General features: G+C 64.0%; 15 protein-coding genes. 9 read left to right on the plus strand and 6 right to left on the minus strand.

Annotated features, from left to right (window positions below):
* Positions 1-21 precede the first annotated feature (21 nt).
* The 5 genes from ACIPHM_RS00385 to ACIPHM_RS00405 all read left to right on the plus strand — a co-directional run bounded on the left by ACIPHM_RS00385 (position 22) and on the right by ACIPHM_RS00405 (position 9,395).
* Complete coding sequence (locus ACIPHM_RS00385) at positions 22-3,951, plus strand: DNA translocase FtsK (protein ID WP_400323158.1); 3,930 nt, start codon at positions 22-24, stop codon at positions 3,949-3,951.
* Positions 3,952-4,341: 390 nt separating this feature from the next.
* Positions 4,342-5,556, plus strand: a complete 1,215-nt coding sequence (locus ACIPHM_RS00390; RefSeq protein WP_400323161.1) for an ABC transporter substrate-binding protein — start codon at positions 4,342-4,344, stop codon at positions 5,554-5,556.
* A 219-nt stretch (positions 5,557-5,775) separates the two neighbouring features.
* Entirely contained in the window at positions 5,776-6,654 is an 879-nt protein-coding gene (locus ACIPHM_RS00395) for a branched-chain amino acid ABC transporter permease (protein WP_400323164.1), read from the plus strand.
* Positions 6,655-6,656: 2 nt separating this feature from the next.
* Positions 6,657-8,645 carry an ATP-binding cassette domain-containing protein gene (locus ACIPHM_RS00400; RefSeq protein WP_400323167.1) on the plus strand — a complete coding sequence of 663 codons (1,989 nt, stop codon included), beginning with the start codon at positions 6,657-6,659 and terminating at the stop codon, positions 8,643-8,645.
* Positions 8,646-8,672: 27 nt separating this feature from the next.
* Positions 8,673-9,395, plus strand: a complete 723-nt coding sequence (locus ACIPHM_RS00405) for an ABC transporter ATP-binding protein (RefSeq protein WP_400323170.1) — start codon at positions 8,673-8,675, stop codon at positions 9,393-9,395.
* An 83-nt stretch (positions 9,396-9,478) separates the two neighbouring features.
* Here ACIPHM_RS00405 and ACIPHM_RS00410 read toward each other — a convergent pair whose 3' ends face one another.
* The 5 genes from ACIPHM_RS00410 to ACIPHM_RS00430 all read right to left on the minus strand — a co-directional run bounded on the left by ACIPHM_RS00410 (position 9,479) and on the right by ACIPHM_RS00430 (position 19,260).
* Positions 9,479-14,344, minus strand: a complete 4,866-nt coding sequence (locus ACIPHM_RS00410) for a hypothetical protein (RefSeq protein WP_400323173.1) — start codon at positions 14,342-14,344, stop codon at positions 9,479-9,481.
* A 185-nt stretch (positions 14,345-14,529) separates the two neighbouring features.
* Entirely contained in the window at positions 14,530-15,516 is a 987-nt protein-coding gene (locus tag ACIPHM_RS00415) for an MDR family oxidoreductase (protein WP_400323175.1), read from the minus strand.
* A gap of 72 nt (positions 15,517-15,588) precedes the next feature.
* The gene (locus tag ACIPHM_RS00420) at positions 15,589-16,707 is read right to left on the minus strand and encodes an NAD(P)H-dependent flavin oxidoreductase (RefSeq protein WP_400323178.1); all 1,119 of its coding nucleotides are present in this window, start codon (positions 16,705-16,707) and stop codon (positions 15,589-15,591) included.
* A gap of 13 nt (positions 16,708-16,720) precedes the next feature.
* Complete coding sequence (locus ACIPHM_RS00425) at positions 16,721-17,854, minus strand: NAD(P)H-dependent flavin oxidoreductase (protein ID WP_400323181.1); 1,134 nt, start codon at positions 17,852-17,854, stop codon at positions 16,721-16,723.
* A 188-nt stretch (positions 17,855-18,042) separates the two neighbouring features.
* Entirely contained in the window at positions 18,043-19,260 is a 1,218-nt protein-coding gene (locus tag ACIPHM_RS00430; protein ID WP_400323184.1) for a site-specific integrase, read from the minus strand.
* A gap of 114 nt (positions 19,261-19,374) precedes the next feature.
* Between ACIPHM_RS00430 and ACIPHM_RS00435 the strand changes: the two genes are divergently transcribed.
* A complete protein-coding gene (locus ACIPHM_RS00435) occupies positions 19,375-20,424 on the plus strand; it encodes a DNA-binding protein (RefSeq protein ID WP_400323187.1) in 1,050 nt (349 codons plus the stop codon).
* Positions 20,425-20,470: 46 nt separating this feature from the next.
* On the opposite strand, the gene ACIPHM_RS00440 is transcribed toward ACIPHM_RS00435, so the two are convergent.
* Complete coding sequence (locus ACIPHM_RS00440; RefSeq protein ID WP_400323190.1) at positions 20,471-22,063, minus strand: efflux transporter outer membrane subunit; 1,593 nt, start codon at positions 22,061-22,063, stop codon at positions 20,471-20,473.
* 114 nt (positions 22,064-22,177) lie between these two features.
* Between ACIPHM_RS00440 and ACIPHM_RS00445 the strand changes: the two genes are divergently transcribed.
* From ACIPHM_RS00445 to ACIPHM_RS00455, 3 genes are all read left to right on the plus strand, one after another.
* On the plus strand, positions 22,178-23,329 hold the full coding sequence (locus tag ACIPHM_RS00445) for an HlyD family secretion protein (RefSeq protein WP_400323193.1): 1,152 nt from the start codon (positions 22,178-22,180) through the stop codon (positions 23,327-23,329).
* 158 nt (positions 23,330-23,487) lie between these two features.
* Positions 23,488-25,032, plus strand: a complete 1,545-nt coding sequence (locus ACIPHM_RS00450; protein WP_400324276.1) for a DHA2 family efflux MFS transporter permease subunit — start codon at positions 23,488-23,490, stop codon at positions 25,030-25,032.
* 222 nt (positions 25,033-25,254) lie between these two features.
* The gene (locus ACIPHM_RS00455; protein ID WP_400323196.1) at positions 25,255-25,788 is read left to right on the plus strand and encodes a winged helix-turn-helix transcriptional regulator; all 534 of its coding nucleotides are present in this window, start codon (positions 25,255-25,257) and stop codon (positions 25,786-25,788) included.
* The last annotated feature ends 32 nt before the right edge of the window (positions 25,789-25,820 follow it).

Raw genomic sequence — 25,820 nt, forward strand, 5'->3', positions numbered from 1 at the left:
TTCGGCCCCGGCACACTCCGTATGCTGCTTGGCGTTCCGCTCACGATGGTGTCGAGCGCCACGCTGGCCGCCCTCACGGGGGGCGACGGCAATACCGCTGGCGGCAGCGTCGGCCAATCCCTGTCTCATGGCTTGCACGTCGCGCTGGGTAACTCGCTCGCGATGGGCGTTGCAGGCTTCGTCCTCCTCTTTTCCCTCCCGTTAGTCTTCGGCACCACCTGGTGGGGCATGCTCTCGCGCGGCAAATCTGCCCACGACGAAGACGACGCACCGTCATACGAGCCGCGTGAATCGCGCGGCTTCGACACCAGCGCGCGCGAACCGGTGCGCGGCCGCTCGCACGTGTCGTTCGAGACGAGCGAGCGTGGCGAGCGCGGTGGCTTCACGCCGACGCTGGGGCAGGGTCATCACAATGTTGGCAGTCTGAGCGAAGAGCCGGTGCCGCGCCGTCGCGGCCTCGCGGCACAACCGCCATGGAAATTGTCCGACGAGGAGCGCGCGCGTCTGGACGCCATGCAGCCGCCGCCTTTGGCCACGCGCGGTGCACCGCGCACCGAGCCGTCGTTTGGCGGTGGTGTCGGCGTGCGAGCGGCAGGGAAGGGGACGTCGGCCGGGCGTGGTGGTGTCGCCGCTGTTGTTGCTGGCGCTGGTGCCGCGGCATCCGTGGGGGCTGCTGGCAGCGCTGCGGCGGGGACGCGTCCGGTGTTGCCGCGGGGCGCCTACGCCGCCGGACCAAGTCGCGGCGATACGCTGCGGATGACGGAATTCGTGCGCGCCGAGCCGGGCATGGGGCCGAGAGAGCCGCGTGCCGTTGCGCCTGTGACCTCTCGCCCGGCATCGCCTGTTGCGAGTGCGCCGGTGGTTTCGAACGCATCGGTGGTATCGGGCGCATCGGGCACCTCGAGCGCAGCAGTGTCCGGCGCGCCTGCCGATCCGCTTCACTCCACGTCGATACCCGGTGCGACAGGGTATCGACGTCCCGTTGGCATGGCCCCCGCGCATCTGCGTGGCACGGTCGTGCATAGTCCGTTTCGCAAGCCACAGTTGGGACTGGAAGATATTCCGCCACGCGGCGCACCGCCTGTTGCGCCGCGTCCGCCGGTGCCGGGTGTGCACGCCGTGCCCCATGGGGCTGACGATGCTCCGGCCCCGGCGGCTTCAGCGACTGCGGTGGCCCCGATGTCTCCGGCACCTGCCGTCGCGAGCGCAGCCCCCGTGCAGCCAGTTGCATCGGTGGCCATGGCACGTCCTGCCGCCACACCCGTGATGCGGGGGGCGGCGTCATGGTCTGCCGCCGACGCTGCCACACCGCTTTCCTCCGACATCTCCGCGTTTTCGCCGATCGACTGGTCGGTCAACGACGTCCCGGACATTCCTGAAGAGGTTGTCCCGGCGGGGTCCACGCCGGAGATGCTGGCGCAACTGGAAGCTGCACGCGCGGCGGAGCAGGCACGTCTTGACGCGATGGCCGCGCTACGCAGTGAGGCCGAAGCTCTGCTGCGTGATCTGCGTCAATGGACGAACCCCGAGTCGACCGACGGCACCGCTGCACCCGCATCGATGCAAACGTCCTCGGCAATGGCCATTGATGCTCCACAAACGGTATCCGCACATCACGAACACGTTGCAGCGGCAGCCGAGCCTGCTGCCATGACACCCCAACTCGACGCACCCACCCTCGTTTCCGGAGCGATCGATGGGTCGCCGACGGTGCCACCGATTACCTCGTCGACCTTGCCGCCGACTGTGTCGCCGATAGCGACGCCCGTGGCTTCGCCAGTGGTGTGCCCGGATGCGGCTTTCGCGGCCCCCGTTGCGCCGGTCTCGCCGGTGCCGACATCGAGACCTCAATTGGCCGCCCCGAATTCGCCGAATCCCCCGTTTCGTCCGTTCGTTTTTGCGGATGTGCTGGCGAGCGTCGAAGTCCGTGAAGGACCGATTGAGGCGCCCGCTGCGCCGTTGGCTGCATCGCCGGTGGAATCGTTTGAGCCACCGGTTTCCGAACCGGTGAAGACAACGGTCAACGCCGCGGCAGAAGCGCTGGCGCAAGCGTCCGCAGACGACGCGCTCGGCCCTGTCGATGCTCTTGACGTTCTCGACGAGCCGCCCCCGTTTGATGTCGCTAAAGTCGATGAAGTCGCTGACGTCCTCGACATCCCTGATGTTCACACGACGCATCCCGCGCATGCCGAGATCGAACCCTCGTCCAAGCCGCATTACGTCTTGCGGGCGGATGGCACATGGGCGCGTGCCGACGGCGCACCGTTCACGTCGGACGATCATGCGACGATCACACGCGACACGCCGCAGCACGTAACGCCTGCCGCTGTGCCCGCGATTCCATCGTTTGCGGCGGCTGCACCCACGTCGTTCCTCGGCACGTCGGCCCCCTCAGCCCAAACTGCCCTGCGCGCCGCGAGCTTCTCGCCAGACACCCCTTACGAACTGCCGCCGCCGCGCGTCGTGATCGATTACGACTTGCCGCCGGTCGAGTTGCTCTCGCCTGCCACGTCGCAGGACATCGCCAACGTCGTCTCTGACGAAGCGCTGGCCGCCGTGAGTCAGTTGATCGAGCAGCGTCTGGCTGAATTCAAGGTGCCGGTCACGGTCGTGGGCGCATCGGCGGGACCGGTGATTACGCGTTTCGAAGTCGAACCGGCGGTGGGCGTGCGCGGCGCGCAAGTCGTCGGCCTCATGAAGGATCTGGCGCGCGCGCTGGGCGTGACGTCGATCCGTGTGGTCGAGACGATCCCCGGCAAGACGTGCATGGGGCTGGAGTTGCCCAATGCGCAGCGTCAGATGATCCGTCTTTCGGAGATTCTGACGGCGCCCGTGTTCGACGCGCATCGCTCGCACCTCGCGCTGGCCATGGGCAAGGACATCACCGGCGAGCCCGTCGTCGCCGACCTGGCGCGTGCGCCGCACTTGCTGGTTGCGGGCACGACCGGTTCGGGCAAATCGGTGGCGGTCAACGCCATGATCCTGTCGCTGCTCTACAAGGCGACGCCGGACGACGTACGGCTCATCATGATCGACCCGAAGATGCTGGAGTTGTCCGTGTACGGCGGTATTCCGCATCTGCTGGCTCCCGTCGTTACCGACATGAAGCAGGCCGCTCACGCGCTGAACTGGTGTGTGGGCGAGATGGAAAAGCGTTACCGGCTGATGTCGGCGCTCGGCGTGCGCAATCTCGCCGGGTACAACGAAAAGATCGACGCCGCGCGCGAGGCGGGCGAGAAGGTGAGCAATCCGTTCTCGTTGACGCCCGATGCACCGGAGCCGCTGGACCGTCTGCCGTTCATCGTTGTCGTCATCGACGAGTTGGCCGATCTGATGATGGTGGCGGGCAAGAAGATCGAAGAACTGATCGCTCGTCTGGCGCAAAAGGCGCGTGCTGCCGGTATCCACCTGATTCTCGCGACGCAGCGTCCTTCGGTCGATGTCATCACCGGTCTCATCAAGGCGAACATTCCGACGCGCGTGGCGTTTCAGGTGTCGTCGAAAATCGATTCCCGCACGATCCTCGATCAGATGGGCGCGGAATCGCTGCTGGGGCAGGGCGATATGCTGTTCCTGCCGCCGGGCACGGGCTATCCGCAACGGGTTCACGGCGCGTTCGTTGCCGACGACGAGGTGCATCGCGTGGTGCAGCACTGGCAGCAGTACGGCGAACCGGACTACGACGAAGCGATTCTCGCGGGCGATCCGGGCGACGCAGCCGCGGCCGATCTCTTTGGCGAATCGACCGGCGACGCGGAAGCCGATCCGCTTTACGACGAGGCGGCCGCTTTCGTGCTGAATTCGCGCCGCGCGTCGATTTCCGCGGTCCAGCGGCAATTGCGCATCGGCTACAACCGCGCGGCGCGTCTCATCGAGCAGATGGAAGCCGCCGGACTTGTCAGCCCGATGGGGCGAAACGGCACGCGCGAAGTGATCGCCCCAGGCGAATAATCGCCTTCGCTTACAACTGCCTTACGACCCGTCATGCGGGTCGAATTCTTTGGCACTCCGTGCCGTTCTCCTGACACGCGCCGGACATGGGCGCGTGCCGTAAAACTCCTTGGAAACCCGCGCCAATTGGCGATATCGGGGCGTAAACCCGCGTCCCCGTAGGGGTATTCCCGCCTTTGCGGGCGAAACTCAGCGATCACATAATCGGCGCGCTAGGTTGGTCGTTCGACGCGTGCTTGACGGTATCGCCCTGACACGAATTACAAGGACCGGGGCGGTGCGACGGGGGGACATCCCGTGACTCGCGCATCCACGGCAGGGCCTGCGACACCAGGAAATCGCAGCAAAAAAAGCGTCATACCGAAACGCATCGTACCGAAGGAGACCCTTATGCAATTCCGATTCAAGCTCATGGCTGGCGCCGTCGCGTTTGCCCTGTCTGCCTCGATGGCCATCGCGGCCGATCCGATCAAGATCGGCGTGTCCGGTCCGTTCACCGGCGGTTCGTCGTCGATGGGTGTTTCCATGCGCGACGGCGTGCGTCTGGCCGCAGCGGAAATCAACAAGACGGGCGGTGTGCTCGGCCGTCAGATCGTGCTTGTGGAGCGCGACGAAGAAGCCAAGAACGAGCGCGGTGTGCAGGTGGCGCAGGAACTGATCAACAAGGAGAAGGTGGTCGCGACCGTCGGCTACATCAACACCGGCGTGGCGCTCGCCTCGCAGCGTTTCTATCAGGACGCCAAAATTCCGGTGTTCAACAACGTGGCGACCGGCACGGTGATTACCGACCAGTTCAAGCCGCCCCAGTACCCGGACAACTACGTCTTCCGCAACGCGGCCAAGGACAGCATTCAGGCGCCGATGATCGTGGAAGAAGCCATTACGCGTCGCGGCTTCAAGAAGCCGGCGATTCTCGCCGATTCGACCAACTACGGTCAGCTCGGTCGTGAAGATCTGGAAAAGGCACTCAAGGCCAAGGGCATCACGCCGGTGGCCGTCGAGAAGTTCAACATCAAGGACGTCGACATGACGGCCCAGTTGCTCAAGGCCAAGCAGGCGGGCGCCGACGTGATCCTCACGTACGGTATCGGCCCGGAACTGGCGCAGATTGCCAACGGCATGGGCAAGCTCGGCTGGAAGCTGCCGATCGTGGGTAGCTGGACGCTCGCGATGGCGAACTACATCGACAACTCGGGCGCGAACGGCGAAGGCGCGCGCATGCCGCAGACGTTCATTCAGGAACCCAACACGCCCAAGCGCAAGGCCTTTATCGACGCCTATCTGGCCATGTTCAAGCCGAAGAACAACCGCATAGACTCGGCGGTCTCGGCAGCGCAGGGCTACGACTCGATCTACCTGCTGGCGGCGGCCATCAAGCAGGCCGGCAGCACGGACGGCCCGAAGGTGCGCGCCGCACTGGAAGACCTGAAGACGCCGGTCGAAGGCGTGGTCACGACCTACGATCGACCGTTCACGCATGACGATCACGACGCCATCACCGCTAACATCCCGGTGTTCGGCGAAGTGAAGGGCGGTCGCGTTGTGTATGCCTACGACACCGATCTGAAGGCCGGCAGCAAGGTTCGCGAAAAGACGATCAAGTAAGCCGCATATCCTCCCAGCGCTGCACTTTGCAGCCATGACGGGTGAACGACGGCGCGCGCCGCCCGTGCCCCGGGCCCCTGGCAACGGGGCGTCCGGGTGCGGTGCGCGCGCTGTCTTCGCACCCACGCCCGCCGCCGGCACTCGGGACCGGCGCGCGGCACAAGCCTCGAATGCCTCCCGTGCATCGCTCGTAGGCTCGCACTCGCGAGAGAGGACCGCATGACCATCCTGATTCAACTCATCTACAGCGGTATCGCGCTGGGGATGATTTACGCCGTGATCGCCTTCGGTTACCAACTGACGTTCGCGACGTCCGGCACCCTGAACTTTGGCCAGGGCGAAGCGCTGATGCTCGGCGCGCTGGTCGGCCTGACGCTGGTCGACACCCTCGGTCTGAATTACTGGCTGATGATCCCCATCGTCTGCCTGTTCGGCCTTGTACAAGGCGCGTTCGTGGAGCGCATTGGCGTGAAGCCCGCTTTACGGATCAAGTCGGAGTTCGGTTGGATCATGTCCACCATTGCGCTGGGCATCATCTTCCGGAACGTTGCGGAAAACGTCTGGGGACGCGACGATCTCAAATTTCCGTCGCCGCTGCCGGAGTCGCCCATCAGTCTGCTCGGGGCGAATGTGCTGCCGATGGAGCTGCTGGTTGTCGTGGGCGCATTGCTCATGATGGCTGCCGTCGAGTTCTTCAACCGTCGCTCGATCTACGGCAAAGCCGTGGTGGCCACCGCCAACGACCGCGACGCCGCCGGTCTCATGGGCATCAACACCAGCCTCGTGATTACGTTCTCGTACGCGCTGTCGTCGATGGCTGCCGCGTTCGCGGGCGTGCTCGTCGCACCGCTCACGCTCACCGGTGCCACGATGGGTGCGGTGCTCGGGCTCAAGGCCTTCGCCGTGGCGATCATCGGCGGCCTCTCGAGCGGCATGGGCGTGCTCGTGGGCGGCGTGATCCTCGGAGTGGCCGAGACGACCACCGCGTTCTACATTTCGACCGGCTACAAAGACGTGCCCGGTCTCGTGCTGCTGCTGCTTGTGCTGGCCGTGAAGCCGGCGGGCCTGTTCGGCAAGACCGCCATCAAGAAGGTGTAACCATGACCGCACAGACCTCCAATGCACGCGGGGCCGGCGATCTCGGCGGCCTGCGCGTGACGACCAAGCTCGCCGCCATTTTTGGCATCGTCGCGCTGTTCGGCTTCCCTGTCGCCGTCACCAATCCGTATTACATCCACATGATCGAGACGATCATGATCTACGCGATCCTGCTCTTCGGGCTGGACATCGTCGTGGGTTATACGGGGCAGGTGTCGCTCGGCCACGCGGGCCTGTTTGGCATCGGCGCTTATGTCGCGGGTGTGTTTTTCGCCAAGCTCGGGCTCTCGCTCTGGCTCGCGCTGCCGGCCGCGATCCTGGTCACGGCGGCGTTCGGTGCCGTGCTCGCGTTGCCCGCGCTGCGCGTGATCGGCCCGTATCTGGCCATGGTGACGCTGGCGTTCGGCACCATCATCCAGATTCTCATCAACGAGATGGACTTCCTGACGTCGGGGCCGCTGGGCATCAAGCTCACGAAGCCGGTCATCGGCGGGCATCCGATCGACGAAGTCGAGTACTACTGGATCGTCGCCGTATTGCTGCTCGTGAGCATGCTCGTGGCGCACCGCATTCTGAAGTCGCACCTCGGGCGGGCCTTCGAGGCGCTGCGCGACTCGCCGGTGGCGTCGGACTGCATGGGCGTATCGGTGTATCGCTACAAGGTGTATGCGTTCGTGATCAGCGCGGGTTTCGCCGGGCTCGCGGGCAGCCTGTACGCGTATTCGGAGCAGTACATCTCGCCGAACACGTACAACTTCGAGCTCACGATCATGTTCCTGCTGGCCGTCATCATGGGCGGACGCAAGACACGCAGCGGCTCGTTGCTGGGCGCGGCGATCATCGTGTTGCTGCCGCAGTTGCTCGACGACATCAGCATCTTCCGCGTTGTCGCGTCGGCGATTGCCGTCGTGACGACGATCGTGGCGGTGTTCGCCATTGCGCGCGGGCGCACCTCGCTGGCCAAGGCGGTGGTGCCGGTGGTCGGTACGATTGCGCTCGCGGGCGTGACCTGGTGGCGAGACAGCATCACGGATTGGCGTCTGACCATCTTCGGGCTGATGATCCTGTTCGTCGTGTACTACTTGCCTGACGGCATCATCGGGTTCCTGCGCACGCGCATCCTGCATCGCCGCCGCACGCTCACCGTCTCGGCAACGCAGGTCGACGAGTCGGTGACCAGCAGCGGCGATCCGGTGCTCACGGCCGCCGCAAGCGGGCCGGACGAATTGCTCAAGGTGCGTCAGTTGCTGATGCAGTTCGACGGCCTGAAGGCGCTCAATCAAGTGGACCTGAGCGTCAAACGCGGCACGATTCACGGACTGATCGGACCGAACGGCTCGGGCAAGAGCACGATGATGAACGTGCTCACGGGCATCTACGTGCCCACGGCGGGCAGCATCGAGTTCGCCGGGCAATCGCTGGCCGGACGGACGTCGTCGGATATTGCGCTCTCGGGCGTGGCGCGTACGTTCCAGAACGTGCAGCTCTTCGGTGAAATGACGGCGCTGGAAAACGTGCTCGTTGGCCTGCATCACACGTTCGGCTCGACGCTGGTCGACGTCTCGCTACGGCTGCCGCGCTACCGTCGAGAGGAAGACGGCGCCCGTGCCCGCGCCATGCGACTGCTTGAGTTCGTGGGGCTGGCCCCGCTGGCCGACGAGGAGGCTCGCAATCTGCCGTACGGCAAGCAACGCCTGCTCGAAATCGCCCGGGCGCTGGCGCTCGACCCGCGTCTGCTGTTGCTCGACGAGCCTGCCGCCGGCCTGACCGCGCCCGATATTCGCGAACTGCTCGCCATCATTCGCAAGATTCGCGATCACGGCATCACGGTCATTCTGATCGAGCACCACATGGACGTGGTGATGAGCACTTGCCAGACGGTATCGGTGCTCGACTTCGGACAGAAGATCGCCGAGGGGCTGCCTGCGCAGATTCAGGCCGACGAGAAGGTGATCGAGGCGTATCTGGGCGGCGCATCGACCGCGCACTGACAGCCACGACGGATAAACGGAACCACTATGCTTTCCATTCGTAATCTGCAAGCCGGTTACGGCAAAGTGCAGGTGCTGCACGGCATCGATATCGACGTGCCGAGCGGCCAGGTCGTGACACTCATCGGTTCGAACGGTGCAGGCAAGACGACCACCATGCGTGCCGTTTCCGGCATGATCAAGCCGTCCTCGGGCGAAATCACGCTTGGCGACAAGCGTATCGACGGGCTCGACTCGCATCGCATCGCCAAGCTGGGCCTCGCGCATTCGCCGGAAGGACGGCGCGTGTTCGCCACCATGTCGGTGACCGACAACCTGCGCCTGGGCGCGTTTCCCCGCCTGACGGGGAGCCGTCCGCGAGGCGACGTAACCGCCGACCTGGAGCGCGCGATGGATCTGTTCCCGCGCCTCAAGGAGCGACGCAATCAGTTGGCGGGCACGCTCTCGGGCGGCGAGCAGCAGATGCTCGCGATGGCCCGTGCGGTCATGCTGCGCCCGGACATCGTGCTGCTCGACGAGCCGTCGATGGGGCTGGCGCCGATTCTGGTCGACGAAGTCTTTCGCATCATCAGCAATCTGAAGGCCGAAGGGGTGACGATGCTGCTCGTGGAGCAGTTTGCCGCCGCAGCGCTGGCCGTCGCCGACTATGGCTACGTGTTGGAGAACGGCAGCATCTCGGTGCACGGTCCCGCAGAAAGTCTGCGCAACGACGACAAGGTGCGTGCGGCCTATCTGGGTGGCAGTCACTGAGATCGTTCCGGCGGCTGGTCCGAACGGAGTAACAAAGGGGAACCCCCTGGTTCCCCTTTGTCCATCAGGCAACGTCACATCCCTCACTTCGAGAGCGTTGCGCCTCCCTTTCTTACCGTGTCCCCGCTCTCCACCAGATAATCTCGGGCTTTGCCCATGAGGCTGCCTCGGAACACAAGCCCCATTCGTTCGTCCGGCGTCCCCCTGACGAAGAATTCATTGCTGCCCGGCACGTCCGATTTGTAAATCGCGTAGTTTCCAGGCATTTTCGACGTGTCGAACTTGAAATACCTCGCGACGCCATTCTCCCGGTACTGTTCGAACCGGAAATTGGTGGGGAAAATGGATTTTGAAATGTCGTGAAGCGTATTCCCATTTGGCGGGACTGGCGTCATGAATGCTCCCATGGGCTTGATCGGCGTGTGCCAATCGATGACCGAGTAATTCAGCACGTTATCGCTGCGCATTTGAGAGAAATTACGCTCGCTTGTGTAGTGGTATAAGAACGGCGGCCACTGGTCGCGCGGTACGGCTCTCATTCGAGCCAGTGCTGCCGGCATGCCCGGTTCCGGCGCGCGCGCACTTGCGGACGAGCCCGGTGTCGACTGTGCTGGCCGTGGCTCAATATGCGACGGCGATCCGGGCGCGTGAGAAGGTCTCGCCGTGGATGTCGATGCGGGTGTCGGCGCAGACATCTCACGAACCGCCTGAACGCCACTTTCGTGGTACTTCTTTTGCGCGGGCGTCAGCGTTCCCTCATTCGCTGCCTTGACGATTTTGTCGATCGCGCCGTCGGTTTGCCCGTAGGTTTTCAGTTGTGTGCGGTATGTCGCCAGTTGCGGCTCACTCCAGCCTACGGGCTGATCGGCACCCCTGAATTGCTTGGCGCCGGATGCGCCGCTATCCACTGCGCCGTCGTGACGCCTTTTTCCGCCGCCGCGGCCACCTCCTGGCAGGGGCAACCACTGGCCGTTCGGCGTTCGTTCGATCTGATATTGGTTGCCGATGGACGTCGGGTGCTTGATATATCGCTCGCCATTGCTAAAGGTCGATTCGTAGTGCTTCCCGTCCATGCCGACATACTGCTTACCGGCAAGATCCCACACCCCGTTACCGCGAGGCGACATCTGAGCGATTTCCGCTGGCGAGAGCGTTGCCTCGAAACCCGCCAGGTTGGGTTTTCTGCGCAGATCACCGGCCACCTCGATATAACGTCCGCCGATCGCCGCGCCGGTAGTGGGGGAGATTTGGGCAAATTCAGGCTTGTCAGGCGTACCCACGTTCCGAACCGGCACATTGTCCACACCTTCCAGTGTGCGCAGCATGTCCCCGGCGTGTGCGGGCTTCCAGGTGCGAGGGTCGGCGGCGCCCAATAATCTGCCGGCATCTGCCAGCACCTCCGTTGTTCCGCGCAGGTGCCGGAACCCTTCCGTGATGAATGATTTGGTGCCCTTGGCCATCTGGATCCCGGTCTTCGCAAGATCGGGGAGCACGAGGGCTTCACTAGCGATGCCCGGACCATACTTTCTCAGCGTGCTGGAAAGCGTTTGTTGCGCCGCTTTCCAACTGCCATTTGCGGCGAGCATTCCAGCACGCGCGCCGCCATTGAGTACCCGGCCGATCGGTAGTCCAAGCGTCGCAATGTCCAGAAACAGACCGGCACCTCCCATGATCCGCTCTGAAAGCTTGTCCGATTGCAAATCTTTGACCGAGCCATAAAAGGGGATGAATCCGGTCAGTGTGTCGACAAGCGCCAGCCGCGAGGAAATCTCGGCTTCTCGCGCAGACTGCCCCTTGGCTACCTGAAGGAATTCCTCCTGATTCGCCAGAAAAATCTTGTCGCCAACCGTATTGGTTATGCTATTGGCCCGAGCGGTGCGCCACGGATCGTCGTTGCGCGCTGATCCAGTATCGTCGCGCGCGGGGTATTGACCGATATTGCGCAATACCGCACGCGACCTCGGTTCCGGCCCGGGGGCGCTGCCTTTTGAATACGCATCCCAGTCCACGTTCGTAGTGTAGGAGTCCGGTGGCAGCGGGGTGGTCTCGGCCGTTAGCTGAGGCAATGTATTGCGAAAACTCGGCGGTCCCGAAGCCGAGGCCGGGGCATGTCGGATGATCTCGGAATCCGCATATACCCAGGTGTCGGTCGATGCGCGTCTGATATGGCCGGCTTCAGGGAATATCTCGTACGAGAATTTTTCGGTCTCATTTTTCTTCGCCTCTAGGATGAATCCGTGGGTCCCCAATTTTCCCGGTGTGCGATTTCGGGTGTTGTAAGGTTCGGATACAGAGAAGAGCTTAACCTCCCAAGCGTCGATGGCCTGTCGATCCTGGAGAGGGATCGTCTCCAACAGGTTTTCAACAATCGCCTGATAGGCCTGCTTGTTTTTCAACAGTTCGGCATCGTATTTTTCCTGGAACGCCTTGCTGATGTCCGGAAGGCCTTGAATCTCGCCTGACGACTTGTTATTGAAAGGTGTCCAGCCGGAATTTGCATCTCGCATCTGGACGCCAAAATCGAATGTTTTGATCTCGCCGGACATATACAGATCGCGCGGCGACGTGGTGACATATTCGACACGCCGGCTTCCGCCATTCCTGCCAGTGGTCATTTGGCGGCGATATCGCAATTCCATTTCGGGGTCGATGCCGGCGGCCTTGAGTTCGGCATCTGCCATGGCGACGCGGGTCGGCAGGGGGCGGTTTAGCGTTTCATAGCTTTGCACCAGTTGTTTGACTGCCGACTCGTATCGTGACGTGGCGGTGTTCAACTCCTCCTGGCTCAATGTCTTGCCGTCCGGGTTTGCGGTCGTCATGCCGCGGGCGAGTGCCCATTCGCGCACGGGGCCAAGTTTCAACAGATCGAGTGCGTCTTTGGCACGCTGGGCGTTCTGCCTCTCCAACTCGGTGGTTGCTTGCTCCGTTTGTCGGGTGACGACCGCGGAAGCCTGATCGGGAAGATCGACGACGTCGCCGAACGTCATGTTTCGCACCGCGTCAGGATTCAGATGTCGTGCGACGTTGATGCCCTGCGCAAACTTCACCCAGGAAATGGACGTCTTGTAGCGCATGCCCGGCGGGATGTCGAGCACCGCGAATTCGCCCGGCAGATTCTGCCGGTAGGCTCGGGCGCTGAGGATGGCCGAGTTCTGCGAGCCGGCCAGCCCCTCTTTCAGCAGATGACGTTCGAAGTCGGCAGTAATTTCCGAATAGAACTTGCCTCCGTTATCAGGCTGGTCGAATTGATAGCCCAATGTGTGCTCGCTGTTCCCCGATGTTTCGGCAGCAGCTTCCAACTGGAGCGCAATCGCTTTGTGAAGCAGCTTGGACTGCAATTCGGCCGGGACAACCTCGTTGTCCTTTGCGCCGACCCAGCCCAGCTTGTCGAGCAAGCGTTTGGTAAAACGCGATGCTTCTGCGCTGCTCAACGCCTGGTGAAGAAAATGACCGGGGGTCTTGCGTAACGCGGTCTCATCGTTGTGGGCAATGACTTCCGTGCCCAGTTCATCAAGCAGGGAAGATTCTTTGCCGTCAAGATACGCACGGGTTTCGTGAAGAATGGTGGCCTGATCGTCGGGGGTCACCAGACTGTCGAGATCGATGGCGTTACGGCTGGCCCCCAACAGATATTGCGTTTGCACTTCTTTGAGCCGGTCTGCGACTGCCTGTCGGCCGTGTCCGGTTGAGCGGTCGAGGGCCGTAACGCCATAATATTTGAGCGCTTGGTTGCTCTCGACGACGCCTCTCAAGTAGATCTCTCCGCCCACGCTCCGTACGCGTTCGCGCAGGGATTTGATGTTTTCCTCGTTCGGTGCGGGCGTGGAGGACGAATCGTTCGGGTAGGAATGGATTGCGTTTTTTCTGGACCCGCTGGCATCGAAATAATCTGCGTGAATCAGCAAGGCGTCGTTTTTATCTACCGTCGCGAATACCGAATTGTGCTCAATGCCGCCAGATATCCCGCTTTGCGCGAGAAACTGGTCTGACTGGATGAGCGTCTTGAGCGACGCCCGGCCGGCCGCCATCTCCTGACCCAGAGGCGACCATTTGTTGGGCGCGATATATCGGTGACCCGAGTATTCTTCTTTTACCCGCTCGCCAAGATTGCCGAAATCTGCCCGGATACCCCATTGCGCTTGCGATTCGGCTTCCGGGAGCGCTGCCGATAGCGCGTGAACGGCTTCCGTTGTCAACTCCCGCTCAAAGGGCGTTGTCGGATTGCTGGGTTCGACACCGTAAAAAGCGAGCAGGTCTCGGACCGACGCCTCGGCCGATTGTCCGGCCACAAAACTTGCGTGCCCTCCGGCTTCGCGGGCTGCGCAAAAGGCGGTTTGAATGGGGTCGGTCGAGCTCTCCGAGACCGTGTCTTCGTGTAGCGTCACGTAGGTTCCGTTGGACGTTGTGGTCGAGCGGGCTTCCAGTTTGCCGCGTCCGTCGCTACCGACCGTTGCCCTCAGGTCTTGCGCGTCGACCTTGAGCATGGCGGCCATATCAGCAATACGGGCGTCTTTCGAAAGCGCCTCCAGCCGATCGAATGCCCTCAAATAGGAAGAGGCAAATCCTGTGCCCTCGCGACTGCCGGAAAGCGTTATCGGCAGGGTGGGCGTATGGATGTCTGCGGGCGTATTGAATACGGACTTGATGAGGTCGAGATGGCTTTTGAATTCAGCCTTCTTCGTGAAATCGAGTGTCGTACCGCCAGATTTATTCTCGTTGTGGACGCGCGAATTTTTCATGTTGCGCGATGCGCGGATTTGCTGACCCAGCAGGTCAAGCGTCGCAGCGGCCGACTGCAGTGAGCGTGATGCAGCGTGGCTGTCTGATTGGGGCAATGGCTCGGGCGATTGCGCTTCTGGCGCCAATTCGGGGGTCGTGCGCGTCGGTTCTTGGTTTGGGGCCTGCGCAGGCAAGATAGGTGCACCAACCGTGTTGGTTCGTACGTCCATGAGTTTCTCCGTCGAAGATAGAATCAGGTCGTTTAGACCCTATCGATTCTCTGACGCCACATCCATCTGACCAGTCAGATCTGGCGGAAATTTGGGAGAAGGCGTTGCGGACGCGGATTTCTGGATGAAAACGACAACGGGCAGCCTGCAGGGCTGCCCGTTGTCGTTTTTTGGGGGGGAAAGCGTTAGCGATTCACGTCGACGACTACGCGACCGTGGATCTCGCCGTTGACGATGCGCTGGCCCACACCAATGGCGTTCGACAGGCCAACGTCATGCGAAATGCCGCCGAGCTTTTGCGGTTCGAGATCGCGCGCGAGCCGTTGCCACGCTTCTTCACGCAATTCGCGCGGGGCCATCACGCTATCAATGCCATGCAACGTGACGCCTCGCAGAATGAAGGGCGCCATGTTTGCCGGGAAGTCCATGCCTTGCGCGAGGCCGCAGGCCGTTGCCACACCGCCGTATCGCAATTGTGCGATGGCATTGACCAGCGTGTGTGAGCCGACCGAATCGACCACGGCCGCCCAGCGTTCCTTTTGCAGCGGCTTGCCCGGTTCCGACAACAGGGTGCGATCGATTACTTCGGCCGCGCCGAGCACTTGCAGATATTCCGCTTCGCGCAGCTTGCCCGTCGAGGCAACGACGCGATAGCCCAGCGAACTGAGCAGCGAGATGGCCACCGAGCCCACGCCGCCGGAGGCTCCCGTCACCAGCACATCGCCGTGATGCGGCAGAACGCCACTACGCTCGAGCGCCATGACGCTGAGCATGGCCGTGTAGCCGGCCGTACCGATGATCATGGCGTCGCGTGGCGAGAAGCGCTCGGGCAGTCGCACCAGCCAGTCGCCGCGCAGGCGGGCCTTTTGCGCGAGACATCCCCAGTGCGTTTCGCCCACGCCGTAGCCGTTGAGCACGACACGATCGCCTTGGCGCCACGCGGGGTGTGACGACTCGAGCACGGTGCCCGCGCCGTCGATACCGGCCACCATCGGCCACGTGCGCACGACAGGGGCCTTGCCGGTGATGGCGAGGCCGTCCTTGTAATTGATGGTGGAGTAATCGACGGCGACAAGCACGTCGCCGTCGGCGGGCAGTGCATCGTCTTGAAGTTCGGTCACTGCTGCGTGCGTGGTGCCGTCGGACTGCGTCAGCAAGATTGCATTGAACATGCCTTGAACTCTCCGAGAGGGATGGCTTACGTACCGGGCGTTTCCCGAAGGCGCGGGGTGCTTCGCTGTCGGTCAGCGCTGCAACGCGCCTGCGGCAGCGATGGTATCGCGAGTTTCCTGCGTCAGGATGCTGACCAGTTGCGCGGCCGGAAGTGCGCGCGCAAGCGGTGCGCCCTGGCCGGCCCATTGTGCCGCGTAGCCGCTTTCCTGCTGTGCCTTTGCTGCCGCATTCAACGATTTTCCGGCGTCATAGGTGATGGGGTAATCAGGAATGGCGGGGCGTCCGGGGGCTTGCTCCAGCGCCCAGAAGCGATTCGCGAGCCCGCGCGCCGGGCGTCCCGAGATGGCGCGAATCAGTGCCGTGCGTGGCGGTTGCCCGCCGAGCAGCGCGTCGCGGTAGGCGGCATCGGCACCCGACTCCGGGCACGTCACGAAAGCCGTGCCCATCTGTGCTGCTTGTGCGCCGAGCGCCAGAACCGCCGCCACACCGGCGCCGTCCATGATGCCGCCTGCGGCGATGACCGGCAGCGACGTGCGCGTCGCCAGCCGTCGCACCAGCGCAAAGGTGCCGAGTTGTTCGTCCTCGCTCGGCTGACGGTCGCCTTCGTCGTTGAACCGTCCGCGATGGCCGCCGGCTTCCCAGCCTTGCGCCACGATGGCGTCGATGCCGGCCGTTTCGATGGCATCGGCTTCCGCCTCATTTGTGGCCGACGCGAACAAGGTGATGCCCGCAGCCTTCAGCGCATCAATCCACGCTTGCGACGGCAGTCCGAAATGGAAACTGGCGACTGCCGGGCGTTCCTCGAGAAACATTTCATACATCGCCACGTCTTCGACGAAACTCAGATAGATCTCACGTAAAGCGGCGGGCGGCGTTGCGTCGTAGCGGGCGAATTCCGCCGAGAGATAGTCGAGCCACGCCGCTTCGCGTGTGGCGTCCGAGCGTGCCGGCAGGTGCGTGAAGACATTCACATTGAACGCACGCGAGGTCAGCGCGCGCGTCTGGCGAATGACGTCGCGCGCGGCGACGGCGTCCATATTGCCGACGGCGAGCGAGCCGAGCCCGCCCGCGTTGGACACTGCCGCGACCAGCGCCGGCGTCGACGCCACGGCCATCGGCGCCTGAATGATCGGCGTCGACATGCCGAGGCGCTGGGTGATTTTCACTGTCGGGCGCAAAGTCGATGTCATGGGCAGGCTCCGCTCAGAACGTGGCGGCCAGCTCGCGCAGCGCGTCGAACGTGTCGTGCAGTTCCGCGCGCAGCACGCCTACCAGTTCGGCGGCGGGCATCGCGCGCGCGAGCGGCGCGGCCTGACCGGCCCACTGTGCGGCGTAATCGCTGTTGCCCTTGGCCTTGGCCGCGGCATTGAGCGCTTTGCCCGCGTCGTACGTCACCGGATAAGCGGGCAGGTCGGGGCGCTCGGCGGTTTGTTCGATGGCGTACAGCCGATTGACGAAGCCGCGTGCGGGGCGTCCCGAGATGGCGCGGATGAGGGCGGTGCGCGGCGGGTTCGGGCGGGTGAGGCGTTCGCGGTAGGCCGCATCTGCCGACGATTCCGGGCACGCGACGAAGGCGGTGCCGAGTTGCGCCGCCTGCGCGCCAAGTGCGAGCACCGCGGCGATGCCGGCGCCGTCCATGATGCCGCCCGCGGCAATCACCGGCACCGACGTGTGCGTGACGATCAGGCGCACGAGCGCGAGCGTGCCGAGTTGTTCGTCATCGGTGGGCACGCGGTCGCCCAGATCTTCGAAGCGTCCGCGGTGGCCGCCGGCCTCGTAACCTTGCGCGACGATGGCGTCGACCCCCGCCGCTTCAACTGCCTTGGCTTCCGTCAGATTCGTGGCCGAAGCGAACAAGGTGATGCCCGCGGCGTGCAATGCGTCGATCTTGTCCTGCGACGGCAGCCCGAAATGGAAGCTGACTACGGCCGGGCGCTCCTCCAGCAGCATCGCGTACATCGCGTCGTCGGCCACGAAGCTCTTGTAGATCTCGCTAAGCGTGGCAGGCGGTGCCGCGTCGAAGCGCGCGAATTCGGGCGCGAGATAGGCGAGCCAGGCGGCATCGCGCGCGGCGTCGAGCTTGGCGGGGGCGTGGCAGAACAGGTTGACGTTGAAGGGCTTGCGCGTGAGCGCGCGCGTCTCGTGAATGGCCTGACGGGCGGCTTCGGCGCTGACTGCCGCCACGCCGATCGAGCCGAGCCCGCCTGCGTTGGAGACGGCAGCCGCGAGCGCCGGGGTGGACGTGCCCGCCATCGGTGCCTGCACGATCGGCGTGAGCAGGCCAAGTCGTTCGATGAGTGCGCGATTGCGGAATTGGGAGGCAGTAGAGCTAGACATGACGATCTGCACCTTTGAGTGTTCGGTGGGGGGAACAGCAGCAGTCACAGCAGGCGATATGTTCAGTGGGTTCAGTGCGTTCACTATGGCATACGCCCATTGCGGCAAAAGATACCACTTAAATACATCTTTGCGCCAGCTACCCCCGGAACTGACAGGGGAATCTCGTCATGCGCGCCGGGGGGGCGTCAGGCGCGGTTGCCGCTGGCGTTCACGTTGTCGTTTGCCTCGTTCGCTTCCGTCCTCTCAAGGGTTCGGCCCGTTTCCTCCGTCCCCATCAGATCGGCCGCCCGAGAGCGCTGCATGTCCGCGCGACGGAAGTAGCCGATGACGGTAGCCACGCTGGTGTGCCCGGTCATTGTCATTGTCTCGGCGAGCGGCACTTGTTGAAGGGCCGCCTCGGTCACGAAGCCGGCGCGTAGCGAGTGCGCGGAGAAGTCGCCGTCCAGACCCGCAAGGGCACACCGGTCGCGCACGATGTCGCGCACCGCAGCTTCGGAGAGCGCTTCACCGACATGGCCGCCGCGCCGCACGCGACGAAAAATCGGGCCTTCCTCGATGCCGGACGCGGCGAGCCAGTCCGTGAGCGCTGCCGCCGCCGCGCCAGTGACCGGTTTTTCGTTCTCGGGCAGGTCGGCCCCCTGCTGGTTCGTTTTCGACCACGTGAGCGCGTAGACATAGTGGTCCGGCCCGGTGCGTCGCACGCTCTCGCACGTTGCGCGAACGACTTCGGAGCGTCGTCGGCCGCCACTGGCCCAGGCAAAGAGCAGCAGTGCGCGGTCGCGCTTGCCTCGCAACGAGTCGTCGCAGGTCGCGAGCAATGCGCGTAACGGCTCGCGTGTGAGGGCGTCTTTTTTGGCCGTACGAACACCGCGTTTGGCATAGGCGCGACGCGTCTTGGCGAGTAGTTCTCGCACGGCAGGTTCTGCGCACGGGTTCGGCAAGTCGCGCGATGTGTGCCATTTGGCGATGACGCTGATCCGGTGGAGCAGTGTGGCCAGTGCGGGCGGGCCGCAACGCGCCTTGAGTCCCTGCGTGACGAGTGCCGCATCGAGCGCATCCGGCATTTCCGTGGTCAGGCCGTGTTTGCCTTGACGCTGCGCATGATCGACGACGAATTGCACGATGACCGCGGGCGGCAAGGGAGCGACAAGCGCTTCGCCGTAACGCAAGCGATACCAACCCATCCAGTAGCGCATGGCCGATTGATAACTCTGACGCGTATTCGCCGAATCGCCTTCGCGGGCAAGGGCCTGCGCCGCTTCGCGGGCATCGGCGTGGAGCGCAGCGGGATTGAGCGGCGCGGGCAGTGCGAAAGGCGGCACGGTGGCCGAGCGCTTTGCGACGGCCCCCGCGCCGAATTCAGGCGACGAATTGCCCCGAGAGATGATTTTTCTACCAGACATATGATTTAATATGTAATATGTAATAAATATAACGTATTCAATAAATAACTCACGATAATCTTCCATTATCGTGAGTTATTTGGCAATGCTGTCGATTCCAGGGAGTGCTTCGCGATGACTGCGTCTCAAACACCGAAATCCGCCACGTTCGCGCCGTCGCCCCGGCCGGGTGGTCGGGGCATTTCCGAGCATGACGTCTGGACAGCGGCCGATGCGCTGTTGATGGCGGGGCAGCGGCCGACCATCGAGCGCATTCGTCAGCAGTTGGGGCGGGGCTCCCCGAACACGGTAAGTCCCTATCTGGATGGGTGGTTCGCCGGGCTCGGGGCGCGTTTGCAGGGGGCGGGCGATGGCGTCGCCGGAGTGCCGGCGGGCGTGACGATGCCCGAGTCGGTAGCGCGAGCGGCGTTGGACCTGTGGGCGCTCGCGATTCATGAAGGCCGCGCCGCATTGGCGGACGAAGCCGCTGCGCAGCGCGCGTTACTCGACGCGCGCGAGGCAGAACTGGCCACAGATCGCGAGGCGTTGGAGCAGGCGCGGGCGGTGTTGCACGAGCGGATTGCGTCGGCGGAGACGGCCGCCGCGGATGCGCGTCAGGCGCGCGAGGAGGCGCAGGCGCAGGCACGCCGGGCCGAGGCGTTGCTGATCGATGCGCAGGCGGATGCGGTCGCCTCGCGGCAATCGCTCCTCGCTGCCCGTGACGCCACGCAGGCGCTGCAAGACGCCCATGCGTCGCACCGTGCCGATTGGGACGCCGAGCGCGCGAAGCTGGTTGAGCGTGCCGATGCTAACGAGCGTCGACTGATGCTGGAGCTCGATGCGGCACGCGAGTCGATCAAGTCTTTGCAGCAGGAGCGCAAGCAGATGCAGCGTCAGTTGCAGGAAACCGAGGCGAGCCTCGGGGCCATGACCGAAGCGCAGCATGAAATGCGTTCGGCCAAGGCGTTGCAGGACGTTGTCATTGCGCGATTGCGTGAGCAGGTCAGCGCGCAGGAGGCGTTGGCTTCCACCTATCAGTCGATGCTGGCGGCGCCTCCGGCTGCCGGTGCGGGGCGTGGCATGACGGCGGGAATGTCTCCCGGAATGTCGCCGGGATTCAAGCGTCGCGCCAGCAATGCCGCAGCGCCGACGGCGTCAGTCCTTCGGCGGGCGCGACGGCCGTGAGTTCTCGGGGCCGGGCGGCTCGGCTCCCGTCGTCACATCCTTTGGATCACTTCGTTTGCGGTTGGGTTTGGGTTTGCGTCTGTGCCAGCGTCGGCGTCTCGGACCCCCATCCGCCGCCTAGCGCACGGAATGTCGCGACCGCGGCGCGGGCGTTGTCCGTCTGGGCGCGGGCGTCGGCATCGCGCACCGTCAATAGCTGGCGGTCGGCGTCGAGCACTTCGTACAAACTGACTGTGCCTCCGGTGTAGGCGTCCTGGGCGCTGTCGCGTGCGCGCGTTTGTGCGTCCACGGCGTTCGCGAGATCCTTGCGCTGCTGCTCCAGCTCGACAAGCGTGACGATCGCGTTTTCCACATCTTCAGTCGCATGCAGCACGGCCAGACGGTACTCCGCCAGCGCCTGCGCGTTGGCGCCCCGGGCTTGCGCGACTTCGGCGTCGATGCGTCCGAAATCGAACAAGCGCCAACGCAGGCCCAGCGCGGCCAGCGGCTGGAACGTCGCGACACTCGGTACGCGAGCGCCCGCGAGTGTGTCAAAGCCCAGCACGCCCGAGAGCGACAGCTTGGGGTAATACTCCGCCAGCGACGCGCCGATGTGTTCGTTCGACGCCGCGAGTTTGCGCTCGGCAGCGATGACGTCCGGGCGGCGGCGCAGCAAATCGGCCGGTGCGCTCGCGTCGCCGATGGCGGGGATCGTTAGCGCCCGGGCCTTCATATCGTCGTCCTGCGTGCTCGCGCTCATGCGTCGTGCGTACGTGCCGGGCGCGGCGCCCATCAATACATCCAGCCGATTCAGTTGCGTCTCGCGTTCGATGCGCAGGGGCGGCAGCGTGGTGCGCGCCTGAGCGAGTAGCGCTTCGGCCTGTGCCAGTTCGCGTGCCGTCGCCAATCCGTCTTTCAGGCGCAGACGCACGATGTCCATCAGCCGGGCATCCGTCTCGATCTGATCTTGTGCGATGGCCAACCGCCGTTGCGCCGCCCGCACGCGAAAATAGGCATCGGCGGCTTCGGCCACGATGCTCACACGCACGCCGTCGCGCTGGGCTTGCGCCGCCTGCGCCAACGCCCCGGCGGCCTGCGCCGAGCGTTGCAATCCGCCAAACAAATCCAGCTCCCAGCTCGCGCCTGCGCCAATGTCGTAAATCGTCATGTTGCGGTTGTAGCCGGGGACATTGCGGGCCACGACGCCCAAGGGGCCGTCCAGCGACTGGTGCTCGCGCGTCACGCTGCCGTTCAGCGTGAGCGATGGCAGCCGTTGCGCACCTGCCTCGCGTGCTTGCGCCCGGGCTTGCGCCACGCGGGCCATCGCTGCCTGCAAATCGAGGTTCTGCGCGAGCGCCTGCTCGACGATGCCCGTCAGCACGGGGTCGTGAAAACTCGTCCACCACGTGTCCAGTGGCAAGGTTTTGTCAGCCGCCGTGGCACCTGTCTCATGGCTCGCGTCGCGCTGCGACAACAGGGCGCCGCCTTGAAAATGCGCGGGCAGGCTGGCCTTCGGCGCGACGTAATCGGGGCCCACGGCGCAGCCCGCCAGGGCGCCGACGGATAACGCGAGCAAGACATTGCGCAGCGTCACGGGAGTTGCGCCGGGAAGGCGCGGCATCGACGGAGTCGATGTAATCGTCGGCAGGGGTGCGGTCATGGGATTCAATCAGTTGCTTGCATGATGATAGTTGCAACTCTATACTCACTTTCATTATGAAAGCAACAAATCGTTGCACATCTTGTCACCCCTAGAGCGAAGAAGGATCGACCCATGACATCCCCGAGCACTCCCGCCCAGAACGCCAGCCAGCCGGGCGGCCCCTTCGAGAAGCGCCCGCTTGTGCGCCGCCTTGCCGTGCGCGGCATGCTCGCCGTCGCGGTGATTGCCGCGTTGGGCTACGGGACTTACTGGTGGACGACGGCGCGCTACCTCGAGTCGACGGACGATGCCTATGTGGGCGGCGACGTGACCGTGCTCGGCCCGAAAGTGCCGGGCTACATCGCGCAGGTATTGGTGACGGATAACCAGGCCGTGCACGCCGGCGACGTGCTCGTGCGTCTGGACGACCGGGATTACCGCGCGGCGCTGGCGAAAGCGGAGGGCGAGGTGGCCGCGCAACAAGCGCTGCTCGCGAATCTCGATGCGACGGCCCGATTGCAGACGGCGGTGATTGCGCAGGCCCGGGCGAGCGTGGTGGCCGTGACGGCCGATGCTCGCCGCGCTCATGACGATCAGGTGCGTTATCAGGATCTGGTCGCCAAATCAGCGGTATCCGTGCAAAGCGCGCAAAAGGCGGACGCCGATTACAAGCAGATCGCGGCGAATCGCGAGCGTGCCGAAGCGGCCGCGGTGGCGGCCGAGCGTCAACTGGACGTCATCGCCACGCAGAAGCAGCAGGCGCAGGCCGGGTTGGCGCAGGCCGTCGCGCAGCGCGACATCGCCAGACTCAATCTCGAAGACACGGTCTTGCGCGCCCCGGTGGACGGCACCGTCGGCAATCGTCGTGCGCGCACGGGGGCTTATGCGCAGGCGGGCACGCAACTCCTCGCCGTCGTGCCCGCCCACGGTCTGTGGGTCGACGCGAATTTCAAGGAAGGGCAGCTTGCGCGGCTGCGTCCCGGCATGCCGGTGAAGATCGAAGCAGACGTGCTGCCGGGCCGCGTGTTCCATGGCCGTGTCGCGAGCCTCGCGCCGGCGACGGGCGCACAGTTCAGCGTGCTGCCGCCGGAAAATGCGACGGGCAACTTCACCAAGATCGTCCAGCGCGTGCCGGTGCGGGTGCAACTCGACGATGGGGATGGTCGTCTGGGCACGTTGCGCCCTGGGTTGTCGGTCACGGCCGAAGTGGATGCGCGCGGTGCCGGTGGCAGCGGTCGTGACAAGACGCTCGCCCCGGCCGCCGCCAAGGTGGCAGCACGATGAGCGCCGCGCAAACCGGAGGGGCATTGCCGTTGCCTGCCGGCGATGGCGGTAGCACCGGGAATGCTGGAAACGATGGCGTTAAACCGGCGCGGTCGGCGAACGACGAACGTCCCCGAATCGCGACGCCGACGTCCGGCGGTGGATTCTCGGCCGACGCCATGTCCACGCCGGCCAAGGTCATTGCGTTCGCGACGATGGTTGTCGGCATGTTCATCGCGCTGCTCGATATCCAGATCGTGTCGGCGTCGCTCAGGGACATTGGCGGCGGGTTGTCGGCCGGAGCGGACGAAACGGCGTGGGTGCAAACGAGCTACCTGATCGCCGAAATCATCGTGATTCCGCTCTCGGGCTGGCTGTCGCGGGTGATGTCGACGCGCTGGATCTTCGCGGCATCGGCGGCGGGCTTCACGCTGGCGAGTCTGCTGTGCGGTGCGGCGTGGAACATCCAGAGCATGATCGCGTTCCGTGCGTTGCAAGGCTTCCTCGGCGGCTCGATGATTCCGCTGGTGTTCACCACGGCGTTCGCTTTTTTCAGCGGGCCGCAGCGGGTGGTGGCGGCCGCGGTGATTGGCGGCTTGTCGTCGCTGGCGCCCACGCTCGGGCCGACCATTGGCGGCTGGATTACGGACAACTATTCGTGGCACTGGTTGTTTTTCATCAACATCGTGCCGGGCATTTTCGTGACGATCACCGTGCCGCTGATGGTTCGCATCGACCGTCCGGACTTTTCATTGCTGCGCGGGGCCGACTATCTCGGCATGGTGTTGATGGCCGTGAGCCTCGGGTGCCTCGAATACACGCTGGAGGAGGGGCCGCGCTGGGACTGGTTCGGCGACGACACCATTCGCGCGACGGCCTGGCTCGCCGGGCTTTGCGGCGTTGCGTTCGTCTGGCGCAGTCTGGTGTTCGCACAGCCGATTGTGGATTTGCGGGCCCTCAAGCAGCGTAACTTCGCGTTGGGTTGTTTCTTCTCTTTCGCCACCGGGATCGGAATTTTCGCGACGATCTATCTCACGCCGCTGTTCCTCGGGCGAGTGCGCGGGTTTTCGGCGTTCGAAATCGGGATGGCGGTGTTTTCGACGGGCATCTTCCAGTTGCTGTCGATTCCCTTCTATACGATGCTGGCCAACCGGGTCGATCTGCGTTTGCTGATGATGGTCGGCATTGGCGGGTTTGCCTTGTCGATGTGGCAGTTCGCGCCGATTACGCACGACTGGGGCACGGCACAACTGATGCTGCCGCAGGCGTTACGCGGTGCGGCGCAACAGTTCGCAGTGGCACCTATCGTCACGCTGACTTTGGGGAGTCTGCCACCGGCACGACTGCGGCTGGCCTCCGGTCTCTTCAATCTGATGCGAAATCTTGGCGGCGCGATCGGCATTGCTGTTTGCACCACGGTGCTCAACGACCGGACGAATTTGCATTTCTTCCGGCTGGCCGAGCATATGGGCGAGGGCAATCCGGCAGTCGGTCAGTGGCTGGCAGGGGTGGGGGCGCGGATGAGTGCGTCGGGGCTCGATGCCATCGATGCGCAGACGGCGGCGCTACATCAGCTCTGGCTGTTGACACTGCGCGAGGCACAGACCATGACGTTCGGCGACATCTATGGTGGGCTGGGGCTGATCTTTCTGTGCGTCACGCTGATGGTGCCGCTCATGCGCCGGGTTGCACCGCCCAAAGCACCGAGCGCGGACGCGCATTGACGCGTCGGCACGAGAATTCACTTCAAACAATCTGGTTCATGAAAGGCGGATAAGCTGTTGATTCTTATTGAAGCAATGAATTGAGTTCGGATCGCATGCGCGAGAAATGACATTGTCAGGACACTGGCCGGCTTGCCCGCCGGTGTCGACACGCTTATGCTCGCTTGCATGGTAATAGGCAGGGCCTGTCGTCCCTGAAGTCCCTGAACGCGAGGCATCCTGATGCAACGAAAGACATTCCGCGATATGCAATGCCCCATCGCCCGCAGCCTTGAGCGGGTGGGCGAATGGTGGAGCATTCTGATTCTGCGCGAGGCCGGCTACGGCACTACGCGCTTCGACGATTTTCAGCGTCGCCTGGATATCGCGCCGAACATGCTGACCCGGCGTCTGAATGCGCTGGTCGAAGAAGGTTTGTTGGCGCGACGCCAGTATTGCGAGCGTCCGCCGCGCTTCGAATACGTGCTCACCGATGCCGGGCGCGATTTCCGTCCGGTGCTCTGGGCACTGTTGGCGTGGGGCAACCGGCATTTCGCGCCGGAGGGGATCGCGGCCCAACTGGTCGATCAGGAGACGGGCAAGGTGGTCGAGCCGGTGGTGGTCGATGCTGTGACCGGGGTGCGTCTGGACCCGAAGCGTCACGTGCCCACGGCCGGGCCGGTGGCCAACGAGAGCATGCGGGCGCGCCTTGCCCGGGCGGCGGAGTTTGCTGCCGGGCAGTCGTCGACGGATGCCGACGAGGCCGAGGCGCAATAACCGATAGTCGGACCATTCAGCGCGTCTGGGCC

Source organism: Pandoraea sp. NPDC087047, from assembly GCF_044745225.1.
In the GTDB taxonomy this organism is placed as follows: Bacteria; Pseudomonadota; Gammaproteobacteria; order Burkholderiales; family Burkholderiaceae; genus Pandoraea.

Excerpts from the sequence above, each read along its gene's own strand:
- ACIPHM_RS00445 (WP_400323193.1), top strand. The coding sequence starts at position 22,178 with ATGACATCCCCGAGCACTCCCGCCCAGAACGCCAGCCAGCCGGGCGGC.
- ACIPHM_RS00455 (WP_400323196.1), top strand. The coding sequence starts at position 25,255 with ATGCAACGAAAGACATTCCGCGATATGCAATGCCCCATCGCCCGCAGC.
- ACIPHM_RS00385 (WP_400323158.1), top strand. The coding sequence starts at position 22 with ATGCTGCTTGGCGTTCCGCTCACGATGGTGTCGAGCGCCACGCTGGCC.
- ACIPHM_RS00450 (WP_400324276.1), top strand. The coding sequence starts at position 23,488 with ATGTCCACGCCGGCCAAGGTCATTGCGTTCGCGACGATGGTTGTCGGC.
- ACIPHM_RS00400 (WP_400323167.1), top strand. The coding sequence starts at position 6,657 with ATGACCGCACAGACCTCCAATGCACGCGGGGCCGGCGATCTCGGCGGC.
- ACIPHM_RS00390 (WP_400323161.1), top strand. The coding sequence starts at position 4,342 with ATGCAATTCCGATTCAAGCTCATGGCTGGCGCCGTCGCGTTTGCCCTG.
- ACIPHM_RS00405 (WP_400323170.1), top strand. The coding sequence starts at position 8,673 with ATGCTTTCCATTCGTAATCTGCAAGCCGGTTACGGCAAAGTGCAGGTG.
- ACIPHM_RS00435 (WP_400323187.1), top strand. The coding sequence starts at position 19,375 with ATGACTGCGTCTCAAACACCGAAATCCGCCACGTTCGCGCCGTCGCCC.
- ACIPHM_RS00415 (WP_400323175.1), bottom strand. The coding sequence starts at position 15,516 with ATGTTCAATGCAATCTTGCTGACGCAGTCCGACGGCACCACGCACGCA.
- ACIPHM_RS00430 (WP_400323184.1), bottom strand. The coding sequence starts at position 19,260 with ATGTCTGGTAGAAAAATCATCTCTCGGGGCAATTCGTCGCCTGAATTC.
- ACIPHM_RS00440 (WP_400323190.1), bottom strand. The coding sequence starts at position 22,063 with ATGACCGCACCCCTGCCGACGATTACATCGACTCCGTCGATGCCGCGC.
- ACIPHM_RS00410 (WP_400323173.1), bottom strand. The coding sequence starts at position 14,344 with ATGGACGTACGAACCAACACGGTTGGTGCACCTATCTTGCCTGCGCAG.
- ACIPHM_RS00395 (WP_400323164.1), top strand. The coding sequence starts at position 5,776 with ATGACCATCCTGATTCAACTCATCTACAGCGGTATCGCGCTGGGGATG.
- ACIPHM_RS00425 (WP_400323181.1), bottom strand. The coding sequence starts at position 17,854 with ATGTCTAGCTCTACTGCCTCCCAATTCCGCAATCGCGCACTCATCGAA.
- ACIPHM_RS00420 (WP_400323178.1), bottom strand. The coding sequence starts at position 16,707 with ATGACATCGACTTTGCGCCCGACAGTGAAAATCACCCAGCGCCTCGGC.